Below are 22,162 nucleotides of genomic sequence, written 5' to 3'. Positions count from 1 at the left end.
AAAATTATATCTTATTTACGCCTAATCCCGCTTTATCGTCCTGCTGAATTTATTTCAGCATCTTTTTAGCGTGAAAGACCCTGAAATAAATTCAGGGTGACGACCGTCTTAACAGAAAACTTGATTAAAACGCCACAAAATGAGATTTAATAATCGAACTCAGGTTAATATTATCTGCAATAAAACAAAAGCAGTGATCAACTGTTATCATTTAAATAAAATATAGCTGTCATGAAAAGAAAATTAGTAATGGGTTTATTAACGCTGGCCTTATTTGGAGGTGCAGCCTTAACCGTAAATGCTCAAGAAAAGAAAAAAACTGAAGTAGGTAAAGCATTAGATCATACCGGAAAAGCAATTAGTAAAGGTGCTAAATCTGTAGGTAATAAAACTGCCGAAGTAGCAGTGAAAGGTAGTTCGAAAGTTGCTGATAAAACCTGGAAAGGTAAAATGGCACCAGATGGGTCTGATGTTTATATCAATGCAAAAAATGAAAAATATTATGTAAACTCGAAAGGAGCTAAAATCTGGTTAAAACCTAGTCAGATTAAAAACAGGCCTGAACCTAAGAAATAGAAGAATGTAATTTTAAGAAGTCAAAGTTTTCAAAACTTGACTTCTTTTTTATAAACAAAACGGGTGGTTTAATCTATACTATCGTTCCGTAAAGATCGAAATCTTCAGCCCTGTCTATCTTCACATTAACAAAGCTTCCGTTAGCGGCGTAACCTGTAGCTGCATCGATTAAAACTTCGTTATCAACCTCGGGCGAATCAAATTCGGTTCTTCCAACAAAGAAATCACCTTCTTTTTTATCTACCAGCACCTTGAAGGTTTTACCTACTTTTTCTTGATTAATATCGAACGAAATGCCTTGTTGAATTTCCATAATATCATCAACACGTTGTTGTTTTACTTCGTCAGGAATATCATCAACTAAGGTATGTGCATGTGTTTTTTCTTCATGCGAATAAGTAAAGCAACCCAAACGATCGAATTTGGTTTCTGCAACCCATTCCTTCATTTCTTCGAAATCATGTTCAGTTTCGCCAGGATAACCGCAGATTAGCGTGGTACGCATAGCGATGTTTGGCACTTTATCACGGATCTGATTGACTAAATCGATGGTTTTTTGTTTGGTGGTACCACGGCGCATCGATTTCAACATATTATCGGTAATGTGCTGTAATGGCATATCCAGGTATTTGCAGATGTTATCGCGCTCGTTCATGGCATCTAAAATTTCCATAGGGAAACCAGAAGGGTAGGCGTATTGCAAACGGATCCATTCGATTCCAGGAACATCTGATAAACGACGCATCAACTCATCTAACTTGCGCACACCATAAAGGTCTAAACCATAATAGGTAAGGTCCTGAGCAATTAAAATCAATTCTTTTGTGCCGTTTTTAGCTAGTATTTTAGCCTCGTTAACCAATTCTTCCATTGGTTTACTCAAGTGTTTACCACGCATTAATGGGATGGCACAGAAAGAACACGGACGGTTACAGCCTTCGGCAATTTTGAAATAAGCGAAATGAGAAGGAGTGGTAAGCAAACGCTCGCCAATAAGTTCATGCTTGTAATTCGCACCCAACTCATGTAAAATATTCTGCAGATCGTTAGTGCCGAAAAAGGCATCAACGTTGGTGATTTCTGATTCCAGTTCGGGTTTGTAGCGTTCAGATAAACAACCTGTAACCACTACTTTGCCAATTTTACCGGCTTCTTTTAGTTCACTGAACTGTAGAATGGTATCGATTGATTCTTGTTTAGCATTATCGATAAAACCGCAGGTATTAATTACAACGATATCATCTTTGCCCATCTTGTCTGATTCGTGCACAACATTTAAATTGTTGCCACGCAGCTGGCCCATCAATACTTCCGAATCGTATATGTTTTTTGAACAACCTAATGTAATTACATTAATTTTTGGTTGTTTAATTGCGCTTTTACTTCTTACTATTTTGGTATTCATATTAATTTTATTTACACCTTCCTTGTGGCTTGATTCCACAGATTTGGTGATTCCACTGATTCATTGTGGATATATTTAAAGGACTACACAGCTATTCTTTTCACCTCACAGCTTGTGTTGCCAAAGTTAATCAGTAATCCTATCTTAATTTTACTGGCTTTTAAATAAGATATAAGTTGGTTCTGAAATAATTTAGGTTGATACCCAGTTACAGATTTTAATTCAACAATTACCTTTTGCTCTACAACCAGGTCACATCTAAATTTACCAATAATTTGGTCTTCAAACATCACTACAAACTCCTTCTCAACATCAAATTTTAACCCAGCTTGCTGAAGTTTTATTTTAAGGGCATTAACATAAATCTTCTCTAAAAAACCTGGACCTAATTGCGTATGGACATTGTAGCAACAACCAATTATAATTTTGGTAAGCTCATGGTTTTCATATTCTTCCATTACTAAAATTACATAATAATCTGTGTAATCCTGTAATCTGTGTAATCAACCACGAAGTGAATTGTAGACTAAATCCTCAGTGTAATCAACCACAAAGTGCTATTTAAACAAACTATTCACAAACTCTTTCTTATCAAAAAGCTGTAAGTCGCCAATTTTTTCTCCTACGCCAATATATTTAACAGGAATCCTGAACTGATCTGAAATTCCGATTACTACACCACCTTTTGCTGTTCCGTCTAATTTTGTAATGGCCAATGCATTAACATCAGTAGCTTCGGTAAACTGTTTGCACTGTTCAAAAGCGTTTTGTCCCGTCGAGGCATCTAACACCAATAAAATTTCGTGCGGTGCACCTGGTACCACCTTTTGCATCACCTGTTTAATTTTACCCAACTCATTCATCAAACCGATTTTGTTGTGTAAACGTCCGGCAGTATCAATAATCACTACATCTTCGTTGTTAGCAACAGCCGATTGTAGGGTATCAAAAGCAACTGAAGCAGGATCAGAACCCATAGCCTGTGCCACAACCCTCACGCCAACACGTTCGCCCCAAAGTTTAATCTGGTCAACGGCCGCAGCTCTAAAGGTATCGGCTGCACCTAATACTACTTTAAGACCAGATTCTTTAAGTTTGTGGGCCAGCTTTCCGATGGTAGTGGTTTTACCAACACCATTTACGCCAACCACCATAATTACATAAGGTTTATGATCGCCGTATTCGAACTGGCGGAAATCGTTACTGTTGTTTTCGGATAAAAGTAACTGGATTTCATCACGAAGGATAAAATTTAGCTCTGAGGTATTGAGGTATTTATCTTTAGCAACACGTTCTTCGATGCGTTTGATGATTTTTAATGTAGTACTTACGCCAACATCAGAAGTAACCAAAACTTCTTCCAGATTATCGAGCACTTCATCATCAACAGAAGATTTTCCTGCTACAGCTTTGGTAATTTTATTAAAGAAACCGTCTTTAGTTTTCTCTAAACCTTTATCCAGTGCTTCCTGAGCTTCAGGTGCAGTTTCTTTCTTTTTGAAAAAATCGAATAAACCCATTAGTTATTTTTATGTTTTTTTAGGAAATCGGTAGGTGTTTGTGTAGGTATTTTACGACTGAACAATGTCAAGTATGAGTTTCATTAAATAAAAATATCATAAATTATGTTTCTCTTTAAGATATTCCCATTTTGCCTGATCGGCATCAATTCCAATTGCAATTCCTGAAAACTTGTCAAGAAATTCTTTAATGTTCTTTTTTGAAGCATTTTGAATCACTTCATCCAAAATAATTACTTCGACCTCCTTGTTTTTTACGTCAAATCCGCTTGGAACAACAATAGTTCCGTTTTCAGAAACTTTTGCTTTAAACTTATACGCTTCCATGGTTATGCTTTTTTCAAAGATAATCAATTATTTCCTAACGTAAATTTCACTAACAAAAAAAGCCCTTCCGGTTAAAACGGAACGGCCTTTAATATTTTTAATATTAAAAAATATTAACCTTATTTAGATGCAATAGCATCTTTTACGTGGTCGTTGTGTACGATAAGTTCTTTGAATGAGTAAGCACCAGTTTTTGGTGATTTTACCATTGTAATTACTTTCGAATATTCTTTACCTGTACCTGTTTTAAGGGTTGCAACTACTTTCTTTGCCATGTTCTTATAATTTTAATTATTAGATTTGAGATATCAGACATTAGATTTGAGACTTGCAAAATGCTTTAGTCTTTAAGCTTTGGTCTTTTATTCTTAACCTATTTAATTTCTTTATGTACGGTTACTTTTCTCAATACTGGATTGAATTTTTTCAATTCTAATCTTTCAGTAGTGTTTTTACGGTTTTTGGTAGAAATATATCTAGACATACCTGGCATGCCACTTTCTTTATGTTCAGTACATTCTAAAATAACCTGAACTCTGTTACCTTTTTTTGCCATTTTAATATAAATTGAAAACTGTTAATCTCAACAGTTAATGTTTTTTACAAAAATCCTTTTTTTACGAAACGGTTAATTGCTTCGCTAATGCCCACTTTATTGATGGTTTTAATCGCTGAAGTAGAAACTTTCAACGTAATCCAACGGTTTTCTTCAGGAATATAAAATTTCTGAAGTTGTAGGTTTGGGTAAAATTTGCGTTTGGTTTTAACGTTTGAGTGAGAAACGTTGTTACCTACCATTGCTTTTTTTCCTGTTAAATCACAAACTCTTGACATGACTTGTAAATATAGTTGTTAATATCGTCCGCTTAATTTTTTTAAGAGTGTGCAAATATCTGAATAATAATTGTAAACAGCAATAGCGTAGCTAATTATTTTTTGATAATTAATATTTATGAGCGGAAAAGGTTTGTGCAATGTTTGTTAATGCCAAATCTTAAATTCTTCCTATATTACATCTATTTAAAATAAATTATTTCTTATCAAACGTTTGATATTCATTTTGATACGATTAGACTATTTCTCCTTATTATTATTTATTTAAATTAGCCCCCACTAATCCAAAATATAGAACAAGCAATGCAAATTACATCTTTTAAGCAATACGAAGAAGATTATAAGAAAAGCGTAGAAAACCCAGAACAATTTTGGGGCGAAGTGGCGCAAAACTTTCAATGGCGCAAGCCTTGGTTCAAAGTATTATCATGGAACTTTAACGAACCAAATATCAAGTGGTTCGAAGGCGCTAAACTTAATATTACCGAAAATTGTTTAGATCGGCACTTAGCCACCAATGGAGATAAACCTGCTATTGTTTGGGAACCTAATAATCCAGAAGAAGAAAGTGTTACTTATACTTATAAAATGTTGCACGAACGCGTTTGCCGTTTTGCCAACGTTTTAAAACGTAATGGCGCAAAAAAGGGCGACCGTATTTGTATTTATATGCCTATGGTGCCTGAGCTGGCTATTGCTGTTTTGGCCTGTGCAAGAATTGGTGCCGTTCACTCGGTTATTTTTGGTGGATTTTCTGCTAAATCTATTGCCGACAGGATTAACGATTCGCAATGTAAAGTGGTTATTACGGCCGATGGTTCTTATCGTGGCAATAAACAGATTCCTTTAAAAGATGTAATTGACGATGCCTTAATTGGTTGCCCAACCGTAGCAAAATGTATCGTGTTAACCCATATCCGTACACCTGTTTCGATGCTGAAAGGCAGGGATGTGTGGTGGGAAGATGAAGTTAAACACGTAAATGATATTTGTGAAGCGGAAGAAATGGATGCAGAAGATATGCTGTTCATTCTCTACACATCGGGCTCTACCGGAAAACCCAAAGGTGTGGTGCATACCTGTGGTGGTTATATGGTTTATGCTGGTTATACTTTTTCGAATGTATTTAACTATCAGCCTGGTGAGGTTTATTTTTGTACAGCCGATATTGGCTGGATTACCGGTCACTCTTATATTGTTTACGGACCGCTTTCGCAAGGTGCTACTTCAGTTCTTTTCGAAGGGATTCCTACTTATCCAAGCCCATCTCGTTTTTGGGATATTGTAGAAAAACATAAAGTAAATACTTTATACACTGCGCCAACGGCTATCCGCTCATTAATGAGTTTTGGTGAAGAGCCATTAAACGGCAAAGATTTAAGCTCAATCCGCGTTTTAGGGTCGGTAGGGGAGCCGATCAACGAAGAAGCATGGCATTGGTTCGATGAGAAAATCGGACACGGTAAAGCGCCTATTGTTGATACCTGGTGGCAAACGGAAACGGGAGGCATTATGATTTCGCCTATTGCTACGGTAACGCCAACCAAACCAAGTTTTGCTACATTGCCTTTACCAGGAATTCAGCCAATTTTAGTTGATGAAAATGGTAATGAAATTGAAGGAAATGGGGTAATGGGAAATCTTTGTATCAAATTCCCATGGCCGGGCATGTTGCGTACCACTTACGGCGATCACGAACGTTGCAAACAGACTTATTTCTCTACTTACGAGAATTTATATTTTACGGGCGACGGTTGTTTACGTGATGAAGATGGTTATTATCGAATCACAGGTCGTGTTGATGATGTATTAAATGTTTCTGGACATAGAATTGGCACCGCAGAGGTAGAAAATGCCATTAATATGCACGCTGGTGTGGTAGAAAGTGCAGTTGTGGGTTATCCGCATGATGTAAAAGGCCAGGGCATTTATGCTTTTGTAATTTACCCTGAAATGCATGGCGAAGCAGAATTATCTAAAAAAGATATTTTACAAACGGTTACCCGTGTAATTGGGGCGATTGCCAAGCCTGATAAAATATTGTTTGTTTCTGGTTTACCCAAAACACGCTCGGGCAAAATTATGCGTAGAATTCTGCGTAAAATTGCCGAAGGGGATACCACTAATTTAGGCGATACTTCTACGCTGCTTGATCCAGGCGTGGTAGAAGAAATTATAGCGGCAGCCAAAAAGCTTTAAATTTAAGTGAAAGATAAAAAGAATGAGATTGTATCATAAAGGCGATTTCAGCCCAGATGCTGTCATGTTGTCCAAAGGACTCCTACGGAGAGCTTGTCGAAACACCTTAAAGCGTATTTAAACAGGTCCTTCGACAGGCTCAGGATGACAAATCTATATTTATGATACAACCTCATTTTTGTTGGTATGTAATTTTAATAACCTGGGTTTTGAACCAAGTTTTTGTTTGCATCAATTTCACGTTGTGGAATTGGGAAAACTAATCTGGTAGAGTTCCAGGGTAAACTACCAATGTTGGTTTGCGTTCTTTTCGCATCGTGCAGTGAAAATCCTTCAAAAGCAAATTCAAGTTTCCTTTCATTTAGAATATTTGCCAGGGTAGCGGTTAGTGTTGTTAAGCCAGCCCTGCTTCTAACGGTGGTTAAATCTTGAAGTGGTGTAACGCCTCCAATAGGAGCAGCCGGAGCTAAGCGTGCATTAGATTCTGCCCTGATTAAATACATTTCTGCCAGCCTGATTACGGGAACATTCCCGAATTGATTTCCAAATTTCGCCGTAAAAATATCGTCATCATCGTAAAAAGCATTAGCCCTATCGTCGCCTGCGCTATAAGTTGCGTCAATCCAATCTTGCGAAATTACCGCATCCCCACGGCCACCAAATGTTGATGAACCATAAAATTCATTAAAACCGTTAAATCCGGTTAAAGTTGTTACCTGCATAGCGAAAACATCTTCTGTCGAATTTTCTCCAGGTTTTGCAGGTTTTCCACTTTCTGGCATTTTAGGAAAAGCATCCAGGTAGGTCCCTGTTAACTGATAATTTCCTGAAGTAATTACCCGGTTTGCAGCAGAAGCGGCCGCACTATAATTGCCCATTTGTAAATATAACCTGGCTAACATCGCTGCAGCCGAAGATTTAGTGGCAAAGAAACTGTTGGTTGCAGGCAATTTAGCTTCAGCATCGGTTAAATCAGCTATGGCCTGATTATAAACCGCCGCTACTGTAGCCCTGCTTACATAACTTGATTCATTTACAATGCTGGTAGGGCTTAATACGATCGGTACACCCAGGTTTGCACTTGCCGAACCATCGTTGTAGGCTTTTCCAAATAACCTAACCAACTCAAAATAGGCTGCACCCCTAATAAATTTGGCTTCACCTTCAACTCTATTCTTTTTAGCAGCGTCTACTTTATCTATAGCTGCAATAACATTATTGGCATCATTAATTGCGGTATAGCCTGATGCCCAAACGTTATCAACAAAAGTATTTGTTTTTAGTAACGACTTGTTTATTGCCTGGGTTAGTTCTTCATACGTGCCGAACCATTCAATGGCATCAGTATTCGCTAAGAAATCAGTTATTAAAAACGAACGGCCACCGAAAAAATTACGGCTGCCAAGATCTGAATAGGCTCCAATTAGCGCTCCTTCAACATCTTTAGAGGTAAGCAAAGCATTTTTTTGCTCAATGGTATCAACAGGATTTACATCCAATGCCTTTTTGCATGATGATAAAGCCATCAAAAACATGCAAGCAAATATGATATTATTTATATATGTCTTTTTCATTTTGATTCTTTTTTAATTATAGGCCAATGTTAATACCCAATGAAATTACCCGTGGTTGTGGTGCTGAGTAAAAATCTACGCCCTGATTAATGTTTGTCGATTGATAATCTGCATTAACCTCCGGATCCCATCCTTTGTAACCAGTTATAGTAAGCAGGTTTTGCGCCGTAGCATATAACCTTAATTTGCTTAACTTAATTTTGGTTAACACCGAAACTGGAAAAGTATAGCCAAGCGTTAATGTTTTTAAGCGGACATAAGAACCATCAGATAAATATCTTGTTGAGTTTCCGATACCATTACCTGCAAACAGACGGGGCTCCGGAACAGATGTAACATCACCTGGTTTATCCCAATAGCTCATTTGATCTACAGTTTGGTTATCATAACCGTTTGATGCATTGGCGCTCATATACTGGCCGCCAGCATTGAAAATTTTATTGCCTTTTACACCTTGAAAAAATATACCTAAATCGAAATTCTTGTACGAAAAAGTGTTGTTTAAGCCAAATGTATATTTAGGATTAGGGTTGCCTGCAAAAATCCGTTGTGCATCGTTAATGTTATTTGTTGTACTCCTGTCTACATTGCCATTTGCATCAACTGTGTTTTTGTAATAAATCGCATCACCATTAGCCGGATTTACCCCAGCATATTCCGGGATGTAAAATACGCCGATCGGTTGCCCCGAAATAGCTGCATTTATTTCATTGCTATTTAAAATCTGCCCTCCTAAATTTGTAATCTTATTGTTGTTAATTGCTCCTGTTATCGCAGTTGACCATTTAAATGCGCCTACAAAGTTTTCAGTGTTAATGCCCAATTCAAACCCGGTATTTTTTAATGAACCTAAATTTTGGGTTTTAGTAGAGAAACCTGTTGTTTGCGGGATAGGCACATCTAATAACAAATCGGTGGTATTTTTTTGATAAAAATCAAAAATTCCTGTAATTCTATTCTTTAAAATACCAAAATCAAAGCCGATATCGAGTTGCTTCGTTTTTTCCCATGTTAAGTCCGGATTGGCTATTCGCGAAGGAATCTGCCCAGGCAAACCACCATATGCTCCTGTTCCGGCGAATAAACCACGGGCAGAATAATTACCAATTTCGGCATTACCTGTTAAACCATAACTTGCTCTAAATTTTAACAAACTGATGGTTTCACTTTGTTTTAAGAAATCTTCTTCAGATGCAATCCAAGCCACTGAACCTGCCGGGAAATACCCATATCTATTATTGGCTCCAAAACGTGATGAACCATCAGCCCTTACACTAAAACCCACTAAATAACGGTCGTTGTATTTATAATTGGCCCTAAAAAAATAAGACAGAAAGCTAAAAGCACCCTCATTACTGGTTGCAATCACTTTTGTTGCAGCAGAACCTAATTTAATGTAAGAATCACTTGGGAAATCCTGTCCTTCAATGGTGCTGTACTTGGTGGTTGATTTTTGATAACTTGTACCCAAAATAACATCAAAAGCACTTTTGCCGATAGTTGTATTATAACTGAAGAAATTATTGGTATTGGCATTAATTACAAAAGTTGAAATATTTTGCCCGTAGCCATTTGATGTGCCTGTATTTCTAAAAGTTAATGAACCATAATAACTTTCTTCGTTTTGATTTAAGTTATCAATAGAAAAATCAGTGCTGAATTTTAATCCCTTAGCAATGTTGATATTCGCAAAAGCTTTGCCAATTGTTCGGTACACTGTTGCTTTATAAAAAGCATTATCGACACTAATGAATGGATTGTAATATACCGGGTAATTTGAAGCGGCTCCAGGTAAAGTTCCGCTTATTAAACCCGACCTTGGGTCTATAAAAGGCGTAATAGGAGAGAGCGCTACAGATTGTAGCGGACTTGAAAAGGCATTATCATTTGATAGCCTGTTATTAATACTATTTGAAAAATTAAGGTTAATACCCACTTCTAAAAAATCAGTTACTTTATTGGTCAGGTTTAATCGGCCGCTATAGCGTTTATAACTGTTGCCTATCACAATTCCTTGTTGATCTAAGGCCTGGCCACCGATATAAAATTTCGTTTTTTCATTTCCCCCTGTTAAATTAAGGTCGTATTGTTGCGTAACAGGTTTATCTTGAAAAGAAGCAGCTTCCCAGTTAGAATTTACCTTGTATGTTTGATAATCGTTGTTGCCAGCTGAATACCGGTTTAAACGCGCCTCTACACTTGCGCTATAATCATCTAATGCTTTTTGCAGGGTTGCATAATCTCCATTGAGAAAATCCTGATTCGCCTGGCCTTGCCCAGCTCTACGCTCTATTTGAACATATTGCGCTGCGTTTAAAAAATCCCTATGGTTAGAAGGTGAGCTTACACCACCCAGTGCATTAAACTGGATAAGTGTTTTGCCTGCCTTACCCTGTTTGGTTGTGATCAATACCACGCCGTTTGAAGCTCTTGCGCCATAAATTGCCGATGCCGATGCATCCTTTAATACTTCTATAGATTCGATATCATTGGTGTTTATATCTGCCAGAGCACTCGTAGGCGCAGTAGTACTCGAAAAATCTCCCGAGGTAATTGGTATTCCATCAACGATGTACAGTGGCTCGCTACCTGCAGTTACTGATGCAGCGCCCCTTACCCTTACCGTTATTCCCTGCCCTAATTTTCCATTTTGAGCGGCAATCTGAACACCTGCTGCTTTTCCTTGTAAGGCCTGTTCAAAACTTGTTACAGGTAAGTTTTCCAGGTCTTTAGATTTAACAGAGGCCACAGATCCGGTCACATCGCGTTTATTCTGCGTTCCATAACCCACCACCACCACATCCGATAGCGTATTGTTTTCCTCATCAAGGTTTACATTGATGCTTTGCCCTGTAATAGGCACTTCTTTGGTTTTGTAACCGATAAAGCTAAAAACAAGTGTTTTGGCATCATCCGAAACGGTTAATTTAAAGGCGCCCGAGGCATCACTCTGTGTGCCATTAGCTGGTGAGCCTTTTACAAATACGCTAACGCCCGGAATTGGTCCGGAGGTAGACGTAACTTTCCCGGTAATCACTTTGCCTTGTGCGAAAGCAAATGAAATTGCACCGAGATACAAAAGCATACTTAAGAGTAGTTTTTTCATCAAATTGGTAGTTTAATTAGTAATGTTTAATAGTTCGTAGAAACGATTTTTTAATATAATTAAAATTTTTATAAAACCTGCTGTAGTTAAGCGAAATTGGATCGTTGTTTGGCTTTTTGAGCTTAAATCAAAACAAAAAGTGGTAAAAAATGTTGATAGATTTAAAAAAGTATATTATTTACCACAAAAAAACACGAGCATGGATAAGTTAGAATTAAAAGGGAAGTGGAATGAAATAAAAGGAAAGGTTAAACAAGCTTATGCCGATTTAACGGACGATGATTTAAAACACGAAGAGGGGCAAGACGATGAATTGTTGGGGAAGCTGCAACAAAAAACAGGAAAAGGAAGAGATGAGCTTGTAAAATGGATCAATTCATTATAATCTCAATTTAATTAATAATATACAGGCGGCCAATTTTGGTCGCCTGTTTGGTTTAAAACCTTATGCCATGAGTGATATTGCACAACGGTTTATTCAAAACCCAATACTTTGTCCAAAAGATTTAGTACCGAGTACAGCCGGCCTGGAAATTGCATGCCTTTTAAATCCTGGTGTTTTTACCTTTCAAAATAAAATATGGCTGCTGGTGCGGGTAGCAGAACGGCCGGGGCAAAAACAGGGCCTTATTTCTTTTCCGGTTTTAAGGAAAAACGGCATCGAAATTATCGAGATAGCGGAGGCCGATCCTGCTTTGGCAGATAATGATCCGCGGGTGATCAATTATCAGGGTGCTGATTATTTAACCACATTATCGCATTTAAGGCTCGTTTGCAGTGATGATGGTGTGCATTTTTATCAACCGGCCGGTTATCCTTTATTACAGGGTGAGGGAGAAGATGAAACTTTTGGCATTGAAGATTGCCGTGTATCCTTAATCGATAAAACCTACTATTTAACCTTTACTTCAGTATCTGCCCATGGGGTAGGGGTTGGATTAAGAACAACAAAAGATTGGAAGCGTTTTGAGAAACACGGCATGATTATCCCACCGCACAATAAAGACTGTGCCATATTTGAAGAGCGCATTAACGGTAAATTTTATGCCCTACACCGCCCCAGCAGTGTAGCTTTGGGTGGTAATTATATCTGGCTGGCCGAATCTCCGGATGGTATTCATTGGGGCAAACATAAATGTATCATCAAAACCAGGCCTAACCACTGGGATAGTGCACGTGTGGGCGCCGGGGCAGCACCCATAAAAACCGCAGAAGGATGGCTCGAAATCTATCACGGTGCAAATGGAAAACATCAATATTGTTTAGGTGCTTTTTTAATGGCGCTCGATGATCCATCGAAAGTACTGGCCAGAACCGATGAACCGATTATGGTGCCAACAGCAGATTACGAACTGCATGGTTTCTTTGGCGAAGTAGTATTTACAAATGGCCATATTGTTAACGGAGATGAATTAACCATTTACTATGGTGCCGCTGATGAGTTTGTTTGTGGGGCTAAGTTTTCGATAAAGGAGATTTTGGAGGCGTTGGTTTTTTACCACTAAGACACGATTTGATTTTTTTTTGTACATATAACTAATGAAGTTCTTAGCCACAGAAACACAGATTAACACGGAATTTGTTTTTTTACCACTAAGACACAATTTGTTTTTTCTGTACTTTGTAGTAATAATTTAATGAAATTTTATGCAGGCAGGGAGGAGTTTTTTTATACACTTAACAGCCCTGATAGTATCACAAAATTTCGTTTTTAAACCGGATTGAAGGGAAGATCCTTTTTTGCGGCCTGAGCAATTAGGTATTGGGCAAAAAAGATCGGATCGGAAAGCAGGAAGAAACACTGATCAAAACCTACAGGCTCTGCTTTCCCAGTCCAATGGAGGATTTCAAATCCACAGTTCAATGATCCGAAAAACATTTTTGGACCTAGCATTTGGCATTTAGCTAGCCGACTTAAACATTAACCCCTTAGGCAATCAACGAATTGCTAATGAACTATACCGCCTCAGCTACCTTCCTATCTAAGCAGGGAAGCATGGATTAACACCAAAGAAGTTTAATTTCTTTTTTACTGCCAAGAAATAATACCTAAAATAAAACAAATGTTCTAATTTAGTAAGCGAAATAGATAAAAAAGGCTATTTGCAAGATTTATTAACGTTTATGGGATACTCAAATCAATTAAAAAAATTCATAAAGGAATCAAAAACAAATAATTTAAAAACCAAACACTTTGATTCCTCCTACGAAGATTTAAAAGTTAAAGTGAGTTTTGGCGCAGGAGTTGTCGCCAGAATTCCTTGGGTATCTTTTCTCACAGAAGGACAAACAACAAGTGAAGGGATTTATCCAGCATACTTATTGTTTAAAAATGATAAAAAGTTAGTTTTAGCTTATGGTATTAGTGAGACTAAAGCCCCAATAGTTAAATGGAATCTTAAAAATGCAGTTAAGATATCTGATTTTTTTGCTAAAGAAGGACTTAATAAACCTGAAAGGTATGGTGATTCTCTGGTTTTTAAAGTTTATAATCTAAATGACCTTCCTAGTGATGAAGTTCTAGATGCTGATCTGTCTAAAATAATAGATGAATACAAATCTATCACTTTCAGCAAATCAGAAACTGAAAATAAAATTCAAATACAAGGAGAGAAATTTTCTTACAAATCTTTCTTAAATCAAATTGATTTGGCCAACCTCCAATTCTCTGAAGGCTTAATCACCCGTTTTATTTCCTCGTTACTTACCAAACCATTCGTAATTTTAACCGGTCTTTCGGGTTCGGGTAAAACTAAATTGGCACAGGCTTTTGCCAGTTGGATTTCCGAAAATGATAATCAATATTGCATTGTTCCAGTTGGTGCCGATTGGACAAATAGAGAGCCGCTTCTTGGTTTTCCTAATGCTTTAGATACCAATGAATATATTCAGCCACAAAATGGTGCATTAAATTTAATAATCAATGCAAATAAGAATCAGGATAAGCCTTATTTCTTAATTCTTGATGAAATGAACTTAAGCCATGTAGAACGCTATTTTGCAGACTTTTTAAGTGCTATGGAATCTAAATGTGGTATAGAGTTACATTCTAAAGATGATTTGGACAGTGTGCCACGTAAAATTGAATTGCCAAGCAATTTATTCATCATTGGTACGGTAAATATTGATGAAACTACCTATATGTTTAGTCCAAAAGTTTTAGATCGGGCAAATGTAATCGAGTTCAGGGTTACAACAGAAGAAATGAGTACCTATTTAAATCATGTAGGTGAAGTAAATCTTAAAACATTGGCCGCCCAAGGAAGTAATATGGCTGCGCAATTCGTTTCTCTAGCTAAACAAAAGGTTGCTTCTGCAGCTGGGCAAGATGAAATTAAGGAACCAATGCTGGCATTTTTCAAAGAACTAAAAAAAACAGGCTCTGAATTTGGCTATCGCAGTGCAGCCGAAATTTTGCGGTTTGTTTCAATAGCTCAAATGATAAAACCTGATTGGGATTTAAAAGAAATATTCGATGCCGCTATTATGCAGAAATTATTGCCCAAGGTGCATGGATCGCGTAAAAAGTTAGTGCCGGTTTTAGAAAGCCTAGGTAATTTGTGTTTAAAACAGGATATAAAAATTGCAGACGTTTTTGATCCTAAGATTGAAACAGATTATGCTGCAGTTTCACTTTATCCCATTTCATTGGAAAAAATTGCAAGAATGTATGGCAATTTAATGGACAATGGATTTACCAGTTATGCTGAAGCTTAAAAAACATGAGAAGTGATCTTCAATTTGAGATCCTATTGCAGGATAAATCGTTTATCACATGTAAACTATGGGGAGAGAAATATGGCGAACAAACAATTTTTAAAATTGATGATATTGAGGCGTTCGAAAATGGTGAGGCGAATATTCAGCTAATAGAAGGCCATTCTTACGAATATGAGCTTCCTGTGGGATATACTTTAGGCAACCATGAGCTGATTAAGAGATCTAATGCACATCCGAATATTGGAAGAATTGTACCTAATATTTATGTAGGAACTTTATCTCTTAATATTTATTCGAAAGGAAACCAATGCGGTACTTTAGTTTTAGAGGTTCAGTCGCAAAAAACAAGTTATCGTGACGACTATAGGGTAATGCTTGAAGATATTACTGAGCGTGCAACAGACTTGGTTTTGCTTCATTCTTCACCTGTTACTCAAAATTTAGTGAGTGATTTTGATAGCGATCCTAAAACACTTTATCAACGTTTTGCTTTTATAAAATCTATACTAGAATCAGACGAATTTGGTGATGCTTTGCATAAGGTGTTTTCGAGCCCAGTAACGAAATGGGTTGCTACAGAAATTGAAAAAGATATCAGAAGTTTTAGACGTTTTGATAGCAAAACAATTAGACAAATCTCATCTTGTTCCAATAGAATGAGTTTACCAAAAGAACATCATTTGTTTCGAAAGCAGATTCTGAAATCGGTGCCACAAAAAATATTAGGTTTTCATAATAAAGAATCGATTGATACGCCCGAGAATAGATTCATAAAATTTGCTTTAGATTCCTTCCTAGAATTGGTGAGTAAGATAAAATTGTTGGCTAGGAATAACTCAAGGTTGAAAACAGAAGCAACAGTTTTAGAGGGTAAATTAGAACAGTATCTTGGGCATGCCATATTCAAAGAAATATTTAATCTAGATACAATACCCTTTAATAGCCCTATTTTACAACGTAAAGAAGGATATAGAGAGGTTTTTAGATCCTGGCTGATGTTTGATCTTGCTGCGAAACTAATTTGGAGAGGTGGTGAAGACGTATATGCTGCAGGTAAAAGGGATATTGCAACACTCTATGAGTATTGGTTGTTTTTTAAGTTGTTAGATGTTATTAAAGACTTATTTAGAATTGAATCGAAAGAGCTGGAACAATTAATTAAGCCAACAAGTGACGATTTAGGATTACAGCTCAAACAAGGAAATCATATCGCTATTAGTGGTGTATATAAAAATGAAGTAAGGGATTTAAATATGCAATTCAATTTTAACCGTTCTTTTTCAGGTAAGAATGAGTATCCTAACAGTGGAAGTTGGACGAAAAGCATGAGACCGGATTATACACTTTCAATTTGGCCTGAAGGAATAGATCAAGGTAATGCGGAAACAGAAGAACTTATTGTTCATATTCATTTCGATGCTAAGTACAAAGTTGAAAGAATAGCAGATATACTTGGTGATGAGACAGATGAATACAGTGACGACTTAACCCAAGAAGTGCTAACAAGTGAAAAGACAGAGGAGTCAAAAGGCAATTTCAAAAGAGGCGACCTACTTAAAATGCATGCTTATAAAGATGCAATAAGAAGAACAGGAGGAGCATACGTTCTATATCCAGGAAAAAATGAAGATGCTTATCAAACAAAGGGATTTCATGAAGTACTTCCCGGCTTAGGCGCTTTTGCAATTAGGCCTGATAAATTTGATGATGGAACATTAGCACTAAAAGGCTTTTTAACTGAAGTAGTTAAACATTTTCTAAACAGGGCATCACAGAGAGAGAAAACAGCATTTAGAGCTTACGAAATTCATAAAAATAAACCAAATAATGAAGTTCGTGAGCGTTTGCCAGAAGCTTTTGGAATAAATAGAGATTTACAACCAGACGATACTTATGTGTTGATTGGCTATTATCAGGATAAACAACGTGAATGGATAAATGAACATCGGCTCTATAATACGCGTACAAGAGAATCGAAAGGTACACAGGTGTTAGATGTTAATTTAGCTTCTGTTAAATATCTCTTACTGCATGGACCTAACGAAACTATAACCAACCAGCTTTATAAAATTAAAACGCCAGGACTTAATATATTTTCTAAGCAAAATTTATTAGAGAAGGGATACCCAGATCCAAGTCAAGATTTTTATTTGGTTTATGATTTTGAAGAAGTTAGAGAGCAGGAGCTCAAAAATATTAAATGGGATATTACGCTTCTTAACGGCTATAAAACAAATAGAAATTCTGCATTACCATTTACCGCTTCTTTGTCAGAACTCATGACTGTAAAGGTTAAATAAGTCTTCTTCGCCGTGGATTACAAATCCAAGTTCAATGATACGAAAAACATTTCTGAGCCTAGCGTTTAGCATTAGCTAACCGACTTAAACATTAACCCCCTAGGCAATGAACCAATAGCCAATGAACTAATTAACCAAACAAAAAAGCGATCCCCATTTCCGGGAATCGCCAGTAATTTTGATATTAAAGCATCAGGCCTTTACCTTAAGCCTTCAACCTTTTACCTACAACCTTATTAGTATCCAAAAATCTGTTCCAGGCTTAATTTAGTTACCGGACCAAATTTTGCTAAATCGGCCATGTTGATTTTTTTCTCTGAGGCTACGATACAGTAACTGTAAGGTTTGCCCGAAAGATTGGTTTGGTGGAATGATTTTACATCATTAAAAGTTAATGGTTTTAAGTTGGCGTATTCATCAACTCTCGAGTCATGATCGAAACCTAATTTTTTATCTGCCAAATAGCTATAGATAATTCCATCTTTGGTAATACGGCTGGTTTCCAGGCCATTTAATGAGTTGGTTTTTGATAATGCAAATGATTTATCCGACTCTGGTAAAGTGGTTAATAACTCATTCATGCCGGCAACTGCTTCATTCATTTTATCTGCCTGTGTACCTACATAAGCGATAATGGTATTTTCTTTTTCTTTGGTATTTGGAGAAGAATATACTGCAAAAGTAGAATAAGCCAAAGCTTTAGATTCGCGGATGGTTTGGAATACTACTGAGCCCATGCCGCCGCCAAAATAGTTGTTAAACAAGGCGATTTTTGCAGCATTGGCAGGGTCGTACAGCCCAGCATTGCGTACCCAACGGATTTCTGCCTGCACCATATCGTAATCGGCAAAGTAAACTTTGTTCGAATCGGTTTTGGTGTATACAAATTTCTTAAGTGGCGCCGCATCAGTAAATTCTTTAGCCAATGGGTGTGCTTTTACAATATCAGCAGAAAATGCTGCTAAAGTTTTAGGGCCATAATAAGTAATGGTGTGTTTGTAATTGGTAAGGTTGTGTAAGATATAGATCAAATCTGCCGATTTCATATTTTTGATCTCATCATTGCTTAATCCGTAATTGAAAGGATTATCTGCACCGTACTGTGCATAGCTCATTAAACCACCAAGAATTGATGATTTGTTTAATTTTGCATTATCTCTCGATTTTAACAAACGGCCTTTTAAATCTTCTAAGGCTTTTTCGTTTGGTTTGCAATTTGCCAGTACATCTTCTACCAGGGCAACAGCTTTATCAAAGTTTTCTTGTAAACCACTGATGGAAACTGTAGTTACATCGGTGCCTACGTTTATGCTGTAGCTACAGGCAATGTTGTAAAAAGCTTTACTAATATCCTCTGCCGAGTATTTATCAGTACTTAAGAACGCTAAATATTGAGCAGCATAAGGCAATAACTTGTAGTTGTACGAGCCCATATCAAAACGGTAGCCTAAACGGAAAATTCCGTTTTCGGTGTTTTGAACCGAAATTACATCAGCAATGCCTGCTTTACCGAAATTAAGGTCTTTGGTATAATCTAAAAACTTAGGGGCGATGGGTTTTACCGGCGCAGCAATGATGTCTTTCGTAAATGGAGAAACCTCATTAACATTGGTTTTTACCGCGGTAATGGCTGGCTTTTCTACTTTGATGATGCTTTTATCTTCGCCTTTATGTTTTAAGATAGAAACGTAGTTGTTGACGAAAAATTTATTGGCAAAATCTACAATTTCCTTTTTGGTTACTTTAGCCATTGCATCGGTTGATGCCAGGGTTTTATCCCATTCCGTACCACGGTTTTGGATAAAGGCATTCATCGCGAAATCCGCACGCACATCGTTATTATCGAAGCTTTGTAACTCTGCTAATTTGATGTTTGCAACAGTTGCTTTAATCAAACTTTCGTCGAATTCGCCTTTTTTAAGCAGTTCTACCTGCTCTAACAATAATTTTTGCGCTTCTTCTAAACTTTGTCCGGCTTTAGGTGAGCCAGATAAAATGAAGATTCCATAATCTTTCATCGAGTTATAACCGGCGCTTGCCCTCAACATTTTTTGCTGTTTATTGATGTTGATATCCATTAAACCCGCTTTACCGTTTGCTAAAATGCTGCCGATTAAATCTAACAATAAACTTTGGTGTGTATTTTGGGCAAAACCCCTGTAAGCAACATATAAATTTTCGGCACTTGGACCATAAATATCAACTGTTTGAACCTGTGTTAATGGTTTTTCTGGTGCAGGGTTGTAAAGCGACAAAGGTTTAGGTGCCATATAAGCGAAATCCTTGTCGATTTTTTTAATTAAATCATCATAATTAATATCGCCACTCATAATTAAGGCCATATTATTAGGCACATAATATTTGTTGTAATATTTTCTGATTTCGATTAAGGATGGATTTTTTAAATGCTCGATGGTGCCAATGGTGGTTTGTTGTCCGTAGTTATGTGTTGGGAACAAAGCATACAGCATTTTCTCATACATTTTACGGCCATCATTATCCATACCGATGTTTTTCTCTTCGTAAACAGCTTCTAACTCTGTGTGGAAGATACGGAAAACAGGGGCGCGGAAACGTTCTGCCTGTACGGCTAAGAATTTATCAATGGCATTTGATGGAAGATCTTCCTCGTAAACGGTTTCTTCTACCGAGGTGTGGGCATTGGTAGAGTTGCTCCCGATCGATTTCATCATTTTATCGTATTCGTTTGCGATAGAATAATTAGAAGCTTCGCCCGAAGTTTTATCAATTTCCTTATAAATCTCTTTACGTTTAACCGGATCGGTAGTTTTGTTGTACGTTTCGTAAAGTGCCTCGATCTTATCTAAAAGTGGTTTTTCTTTGGCATAATTTAAGGTTCCGAATTTATCTGTTCCTTTAAACAAAAGGTGTTCCAAATAATGTGCCAGGCCGGTATTGGTACGCGGATCGGTATTACTGCCCGCTCTTACCGCCATTTTATAGGTAATATTTGGCTCTTTATTGTTCTGAGATAAAATTACTGTCAAACCGTTTTTTAGTGTATAAAAACGTGTTTTGGTCGGATCGTTGGTTACATACCTGTAGCTAAAGCCACCAGATGTTCCTGTTTTCCATTGATAGGTTGTTTGCGCCTTCGCTAAAGCACCTGTAATTAGAAAACAAGCCAAAGTAAATAGTTTGAATTTCATTGAATTGGTTTTGGTTTATGATAATGAGTGTGTACCTGTTGGTTTAAGCATGACCTCAAATACAGCCTTCATTTTTAATAAGTTATTTATCCAAATATATATGCTTTCTGGCAGGGAATGAAATAATTTTGATTTCAAAACTAAAAACCTAGGAATAAATGATTTTAGAATATAAATCATGGCTTATTGTGCCTTGAATTTATAATCTGTATTTTTACCGGCATGACAAAGCAGGGTACAAAACCAAATATTTTAGTTGTAAATGATGACGGGATTACAGCTACGGGCATAAAGAATTTAATGGAAGTAATGCAGGAGCTGGGCAATGTAGTGGTGGTTGCACCAGATAGTCCGCAGAGTGGAATGGGACATGCCATTACCATAGGTAAGCCGATCCGTTTTGATAAGGTTGATCTTTATGCAGGTGTAGAAATGTATAAATGCAGTGGAACCCCGGTTGATTGCGTTAAAATTGCTGTAAATAAGATTTTTAAAGGTAAAAAACCTGATTTATGCGTTTCAGGAATTAACCATGGACTAAATAATTCGATTAATGTACTTTATTCAGGTACCATGTCTGCTGCAGTAGAAGGCGCAATTGAAAAAATTCCATCTATTGGTTTCTCATTAGACGATTTTGCAGCTGATGCCGATTTTAGTCATACCAAAAAATACATTAAAAACATCTGTGAGCAGGTTTTGGTGAATGGTTTACCAGAAGGAACTCTTTTAAATGTGAATTTCCCAAAAGGTGATCACCTAAAAGGCGTTAAAGTTTGCCGTCAGGCCAATGCAAAGTGGATGGAAGAATTTGATGAAAGAACTGATCCTTACAAACGACCATACTATTGGCTAACCGGTGTTTTTGAAAATTTCGACAAGGGAGAAGATACCGATGTTTGGGCATTGGAAAACAATTATATTTCTATTGTTCCGGTCCAGTTTGATTTAACGGCACATCACGCGATACAAGCAATAAACAGTTGGGATTTTATTGGCAACAATGCTGCTAGAGCTACAAGTGCCAGCACTAAAGTTTCAGCGCCAGATGGCATTAATTTAGGTTAAGCGCTTGCCATTATGATTGATCGATTGAAAAGATTAAATAATTCTGTATGGATAGGTTTGGGCATTGGTTTGCTTGTGCCAGCAATATTTTGTTCCATTGCCTGGTACATTATTACTCATGTTGCTTCCCTCGCCAAAGCAGATTTGTTATATATTGGTGGTATTGCAATAAATGCTTATACCATGCAATACTTTTTTAAATACAATAAAGAAAATATTGGCAGGGGCATACTGGCCGCAACATTTTTGTGTGCTTTTGTATTTTTTGCTTACAAAGTTTTTTGAAAAAAACAGGCGTCATTGCGAACTGAAGAAGAGGGTTGTGAGCTGGGGTGAAGCAATCTTTTCAGGGCAACCGAGATT

The 22,162-nt window shown here is 37.1% G+C and carries 19 protein-coding genes; 8 read left to right on the top strand and 11 right to left on the bottom strand.

Going from position 1 to position 22,162, the window contains the following annotated elements:
- Window positions 1–231: 231 nt before the first annotated feature.
- Complete coding sequence (locus tag AW17_RS10680; protein ID WP_029276211.1) at window positions 232–576, top strand: hypothetical protein; 345 nt, start codon at window positions 232–234, stop codon at window positions 574–576.
- 73 nt (window positions 577–649) lie between these two features.
- Here the strand turns inward: AW17_RS10680 and rimO are convergent, their stop codons facing one another.
- From rimO to rpmB, 7 genes are all read right to left on the bottom strand, one after another.
- Complete coding sequence (gene rimO, locus AW17_RS10675; RefSeq protein ID WP_029276209.1) at window positions 650–1,981, bottom strand: 30S ribosomal protein S12 methylthiotransferase RimO; 1,332 nt, start codon at window positions 1,979–1,981, stop codon at window positions 650–652.
- A gap of 83 nt (window positions 1,982–2,064) precedes the next feature.
- Window positions 2,065–2,439, bottom strand: coding sequence for a GxxExxY protein (locus tag AW17_RS10670; RefSeq protein ID WP_029276208.1), 375 nt, complete (start codon window positions 2,437–2,439; stop codon window positions 2,065–2,067).
- Between the two features lie 99 nt (window positions 2,440–2,538).
- Complete coding sequence (ftsY, locus tag AW17_RS10665) at window positions 2,539–3,501, bottom strand: signal recognition particle-docking protein FtsY (protein ID WP_029276206.1); 963 nt, start codon at window positions 3,499–3,501, stop codon at window positions 2,539–2,541.
- 96 nt (window positions 3,502–3,597) lie between these two features.
- A complete protein-coding gene (locus AW17_RS10660; protein WP_055726093.1) occupies window positions 3,598–3,855 on the bottom strand; it encodes a hypothetical protein in 258 nt (85 codons plus the stop codon).
- A 92-nt stretch (window positions 3,856–3,947) separates the two neighbouring features.
- The gene (locus AW17_RS23590) at window positions 3,948–4,103 is read right to left on the bottom strand and encodes a DUF4295 domain-containing protein (protein WP_010599808.1); all 156 of its coding nucleotides are present in this window, start codon (window positions 4,101–4,103) and stop codon (window positions 3,948–3,950) included.
- A 98-nt stretch (window positions 4,104–4,201) separates the two neighbouring features.
- The gene (gene rpmG / locus AW17_RS10655) at window positions 4,202–4,384 is read right to left on the bottom strand and encodes a 50S ribosomal protein L33 (RefSeq protein WP_010599807.1); all 183 of its coding nucleotides are present in this window, start codon (window positions 4,382–4,384) and stop codon (window positions 4,202–4,204) included.
- Window positions 4,385–4,428: 44 nt separating this feature from the next.
- Window positions 4,429–4,662, bottom strand: a complete 234-nt coding sequence (rpmB, locus tag AW17_RS10650) for a 50S ribosomal protein L28 (protein WP_025145121.1) — start codon at window positions 4,660–4,662, stop codon at window positions 4,429–4,431.
- A 291-nt stretch (window positions 4,663–4,953) separates the two neighbouring features.
- Here rpmB and acs point away from each other — a divergent pair, with 291 nt between their 5' ends.
- Window positions 4,954–6,861 carry an acetate--CoA ligase gene (gene acs / locus AW17_RS10645; protein ID WP_280739965.1) on the top strand — a complete coding sequence of 636 codons (1,908 nt, stop codon included), beginning with the start codon at window positions 4,954–4,956 and terminating at the stop codon, window positions 6,859–6,861.
- 194 nt (window positions 6,862–7,055) lie between these two features.
- Here acs and AW17_RS10640 read toward each other — a convergent pair whose 3' ends face one another.
- The gene (locus tag AW17_RS10640; RefSeq protein ID WP_029276199.1) at window positions 7,056–8,435 is read right to left on the bottom strand and encodes a RagB/SusD family nutrient uptake outer membrane protein; all 1,380 of its coding nucleotides are present in this window, start codon (window positions 8,433–8,435) and stop codon (window positions 7,056–7,058) included.
- Between the two features lie 16 nt (window positions 8,436–8,451).
- Complete coding sequence (locus AW17_RS10635) at window positions 8,452–11,541, bottom strand: SusC/RagA family TonB-linked outer membrane protein (RefSeq protein WP_029276198.1); 3,090 nt, start codon at window positions 11,539–11,541, stop codon at window positions 8,452–8,454.
- A gap of 199 nt (window positions 11,542–11,740) precedes the next feature.
- On the opposite strand from AW17_RS10635, the gene AW17_RS10630 reads away from it, so the two are divergent.
- On the top strand, window positions 11,741–11,926 hold the full coding sequence (locus tag AW17_RS10630) for a CsbD family protein (RefSeq protein WP_029276197.1): 186 nt from the start codon (window positions 11,741–11,743) through the stop codon (window positions 11,924–11,926).
- 67 nt (window positions 11,927–11,993) lie between these two features.
- On the top strand, window positions 11,994–13,046 hold the full coding sequence (locus AW17_RS10625; RefSeq protein WP_029276196.1) for a glycoside hydrolase family 130 protein: 1,053 nt from the start codon (window positions 11,994–11,996) through the stop codon (window positions 13,044–13,046).
- A gap of 206 nt (window positions 13,047–13,252) precedes the next feature.
- Here AW17_RS10625 and AW17_RS10620 read toward each other — a convergent pair whose 3' ends face one another.
- A complete protein-coding gene (locus tag AW17_RS10620; RefSeq protein ID WP_029276195.1) occupies window positions 13,253–13,435 on the bottom strand; it encodes a hypothetical protein in 183 nt (60 codons plus the stop codon).
- Window positions 13,436–13,665: 230 nt separating this feature from the next.
- Between AW17_RS10620 and AW17_RS10615 the strand changes: the two genes are divergently transcribed.
- Window positions 13,666–15,258 carry an MrcB family domain-containing protein gene (locus AW17_RS10615; protein WP_051691760.1) on the top strand — a complete coding sequence of 531 codons (1,593 nt, stop codon included), beginning with the start codon at window positions 13,666–13,668 and terminating at the stop codon, window positions 15,256–15,258.
- 5 nt (window positions 15,259–15,263) lie between these two features.
- Window positions 15,264–17,561, top strand: coding sequence for a DUF2357 domain-containing protein (locus tag AW17_RS10610; protein ID WP_029276192.1), 2,298 nt, complete (start codon window positions 15,264–15,266; stop codon window positions 17,559–17,561).
- Window positions 17,562–17,797: 236 nt separating this feature from the next.
- On the opposite strand, the gene AW17_RS10605 is transcribed toward AW17_RS10610, so the two are convergent.
- Window positions 17,798–20,731: a M16 family metallopeptidase gene (locus tag AW17_RS10605; RefSeq protein ID WP_029276191.1), complete on the bottom strand. Its 2,934-nt coding sequence runs from the start codon at window positions 20,729–20,731 to the stop codon at window positions 17,798–17,800.
- 222 nt (window positions 20,732–20,953) lie between these two features.
- Here AW17_RS10605 and surE point away from each other — a divergent pair, with 222 nt between their 5' ends.
- Complete coding sequence (gene surE, locus AW17_RS10600) at window positions 20,954–21,799, top strand: 5'/3'-nucleotidase SurE (RefSeq protein WP_029276190.1); 846 nt, start codon at window positions 20,954–20,956, stop codon at window positions 21,797–21,799.
- Between the two features lie 24 nt (window positions 21,800–21,823).
- Window positions 21,824–22,084 carry a stationary phase survival protein SurE gene (locus AW17_RS10595; protein WP_245235043.1) on the top strand — a complete coding sequence of 87 codons (261 nt, stop codon included), beginning with the start codon at window positions 21,824–21,826 and terminating at the stop codon, window positions 22,082–22,084.
- Window positions 22,085–22,162: the final 78 nt, after the last annotated feature.

This window comes from Pedobacter borealis DSM 19626 (genome assembly GCF_000708285.2).
Taxonomy (GTDB): domain Bacteria; phylum Bacteroidota; class Bacteroidia; order Sphingobacteriales; family Sphingobacteriaceae; genus Pedobacter; species Pedobacter borealis.
The sequence above is the reverse complement of the archived record's forward strand: the minus strand, read 5'-3'. Positions and strand labels throughout refer to the sequence as shown.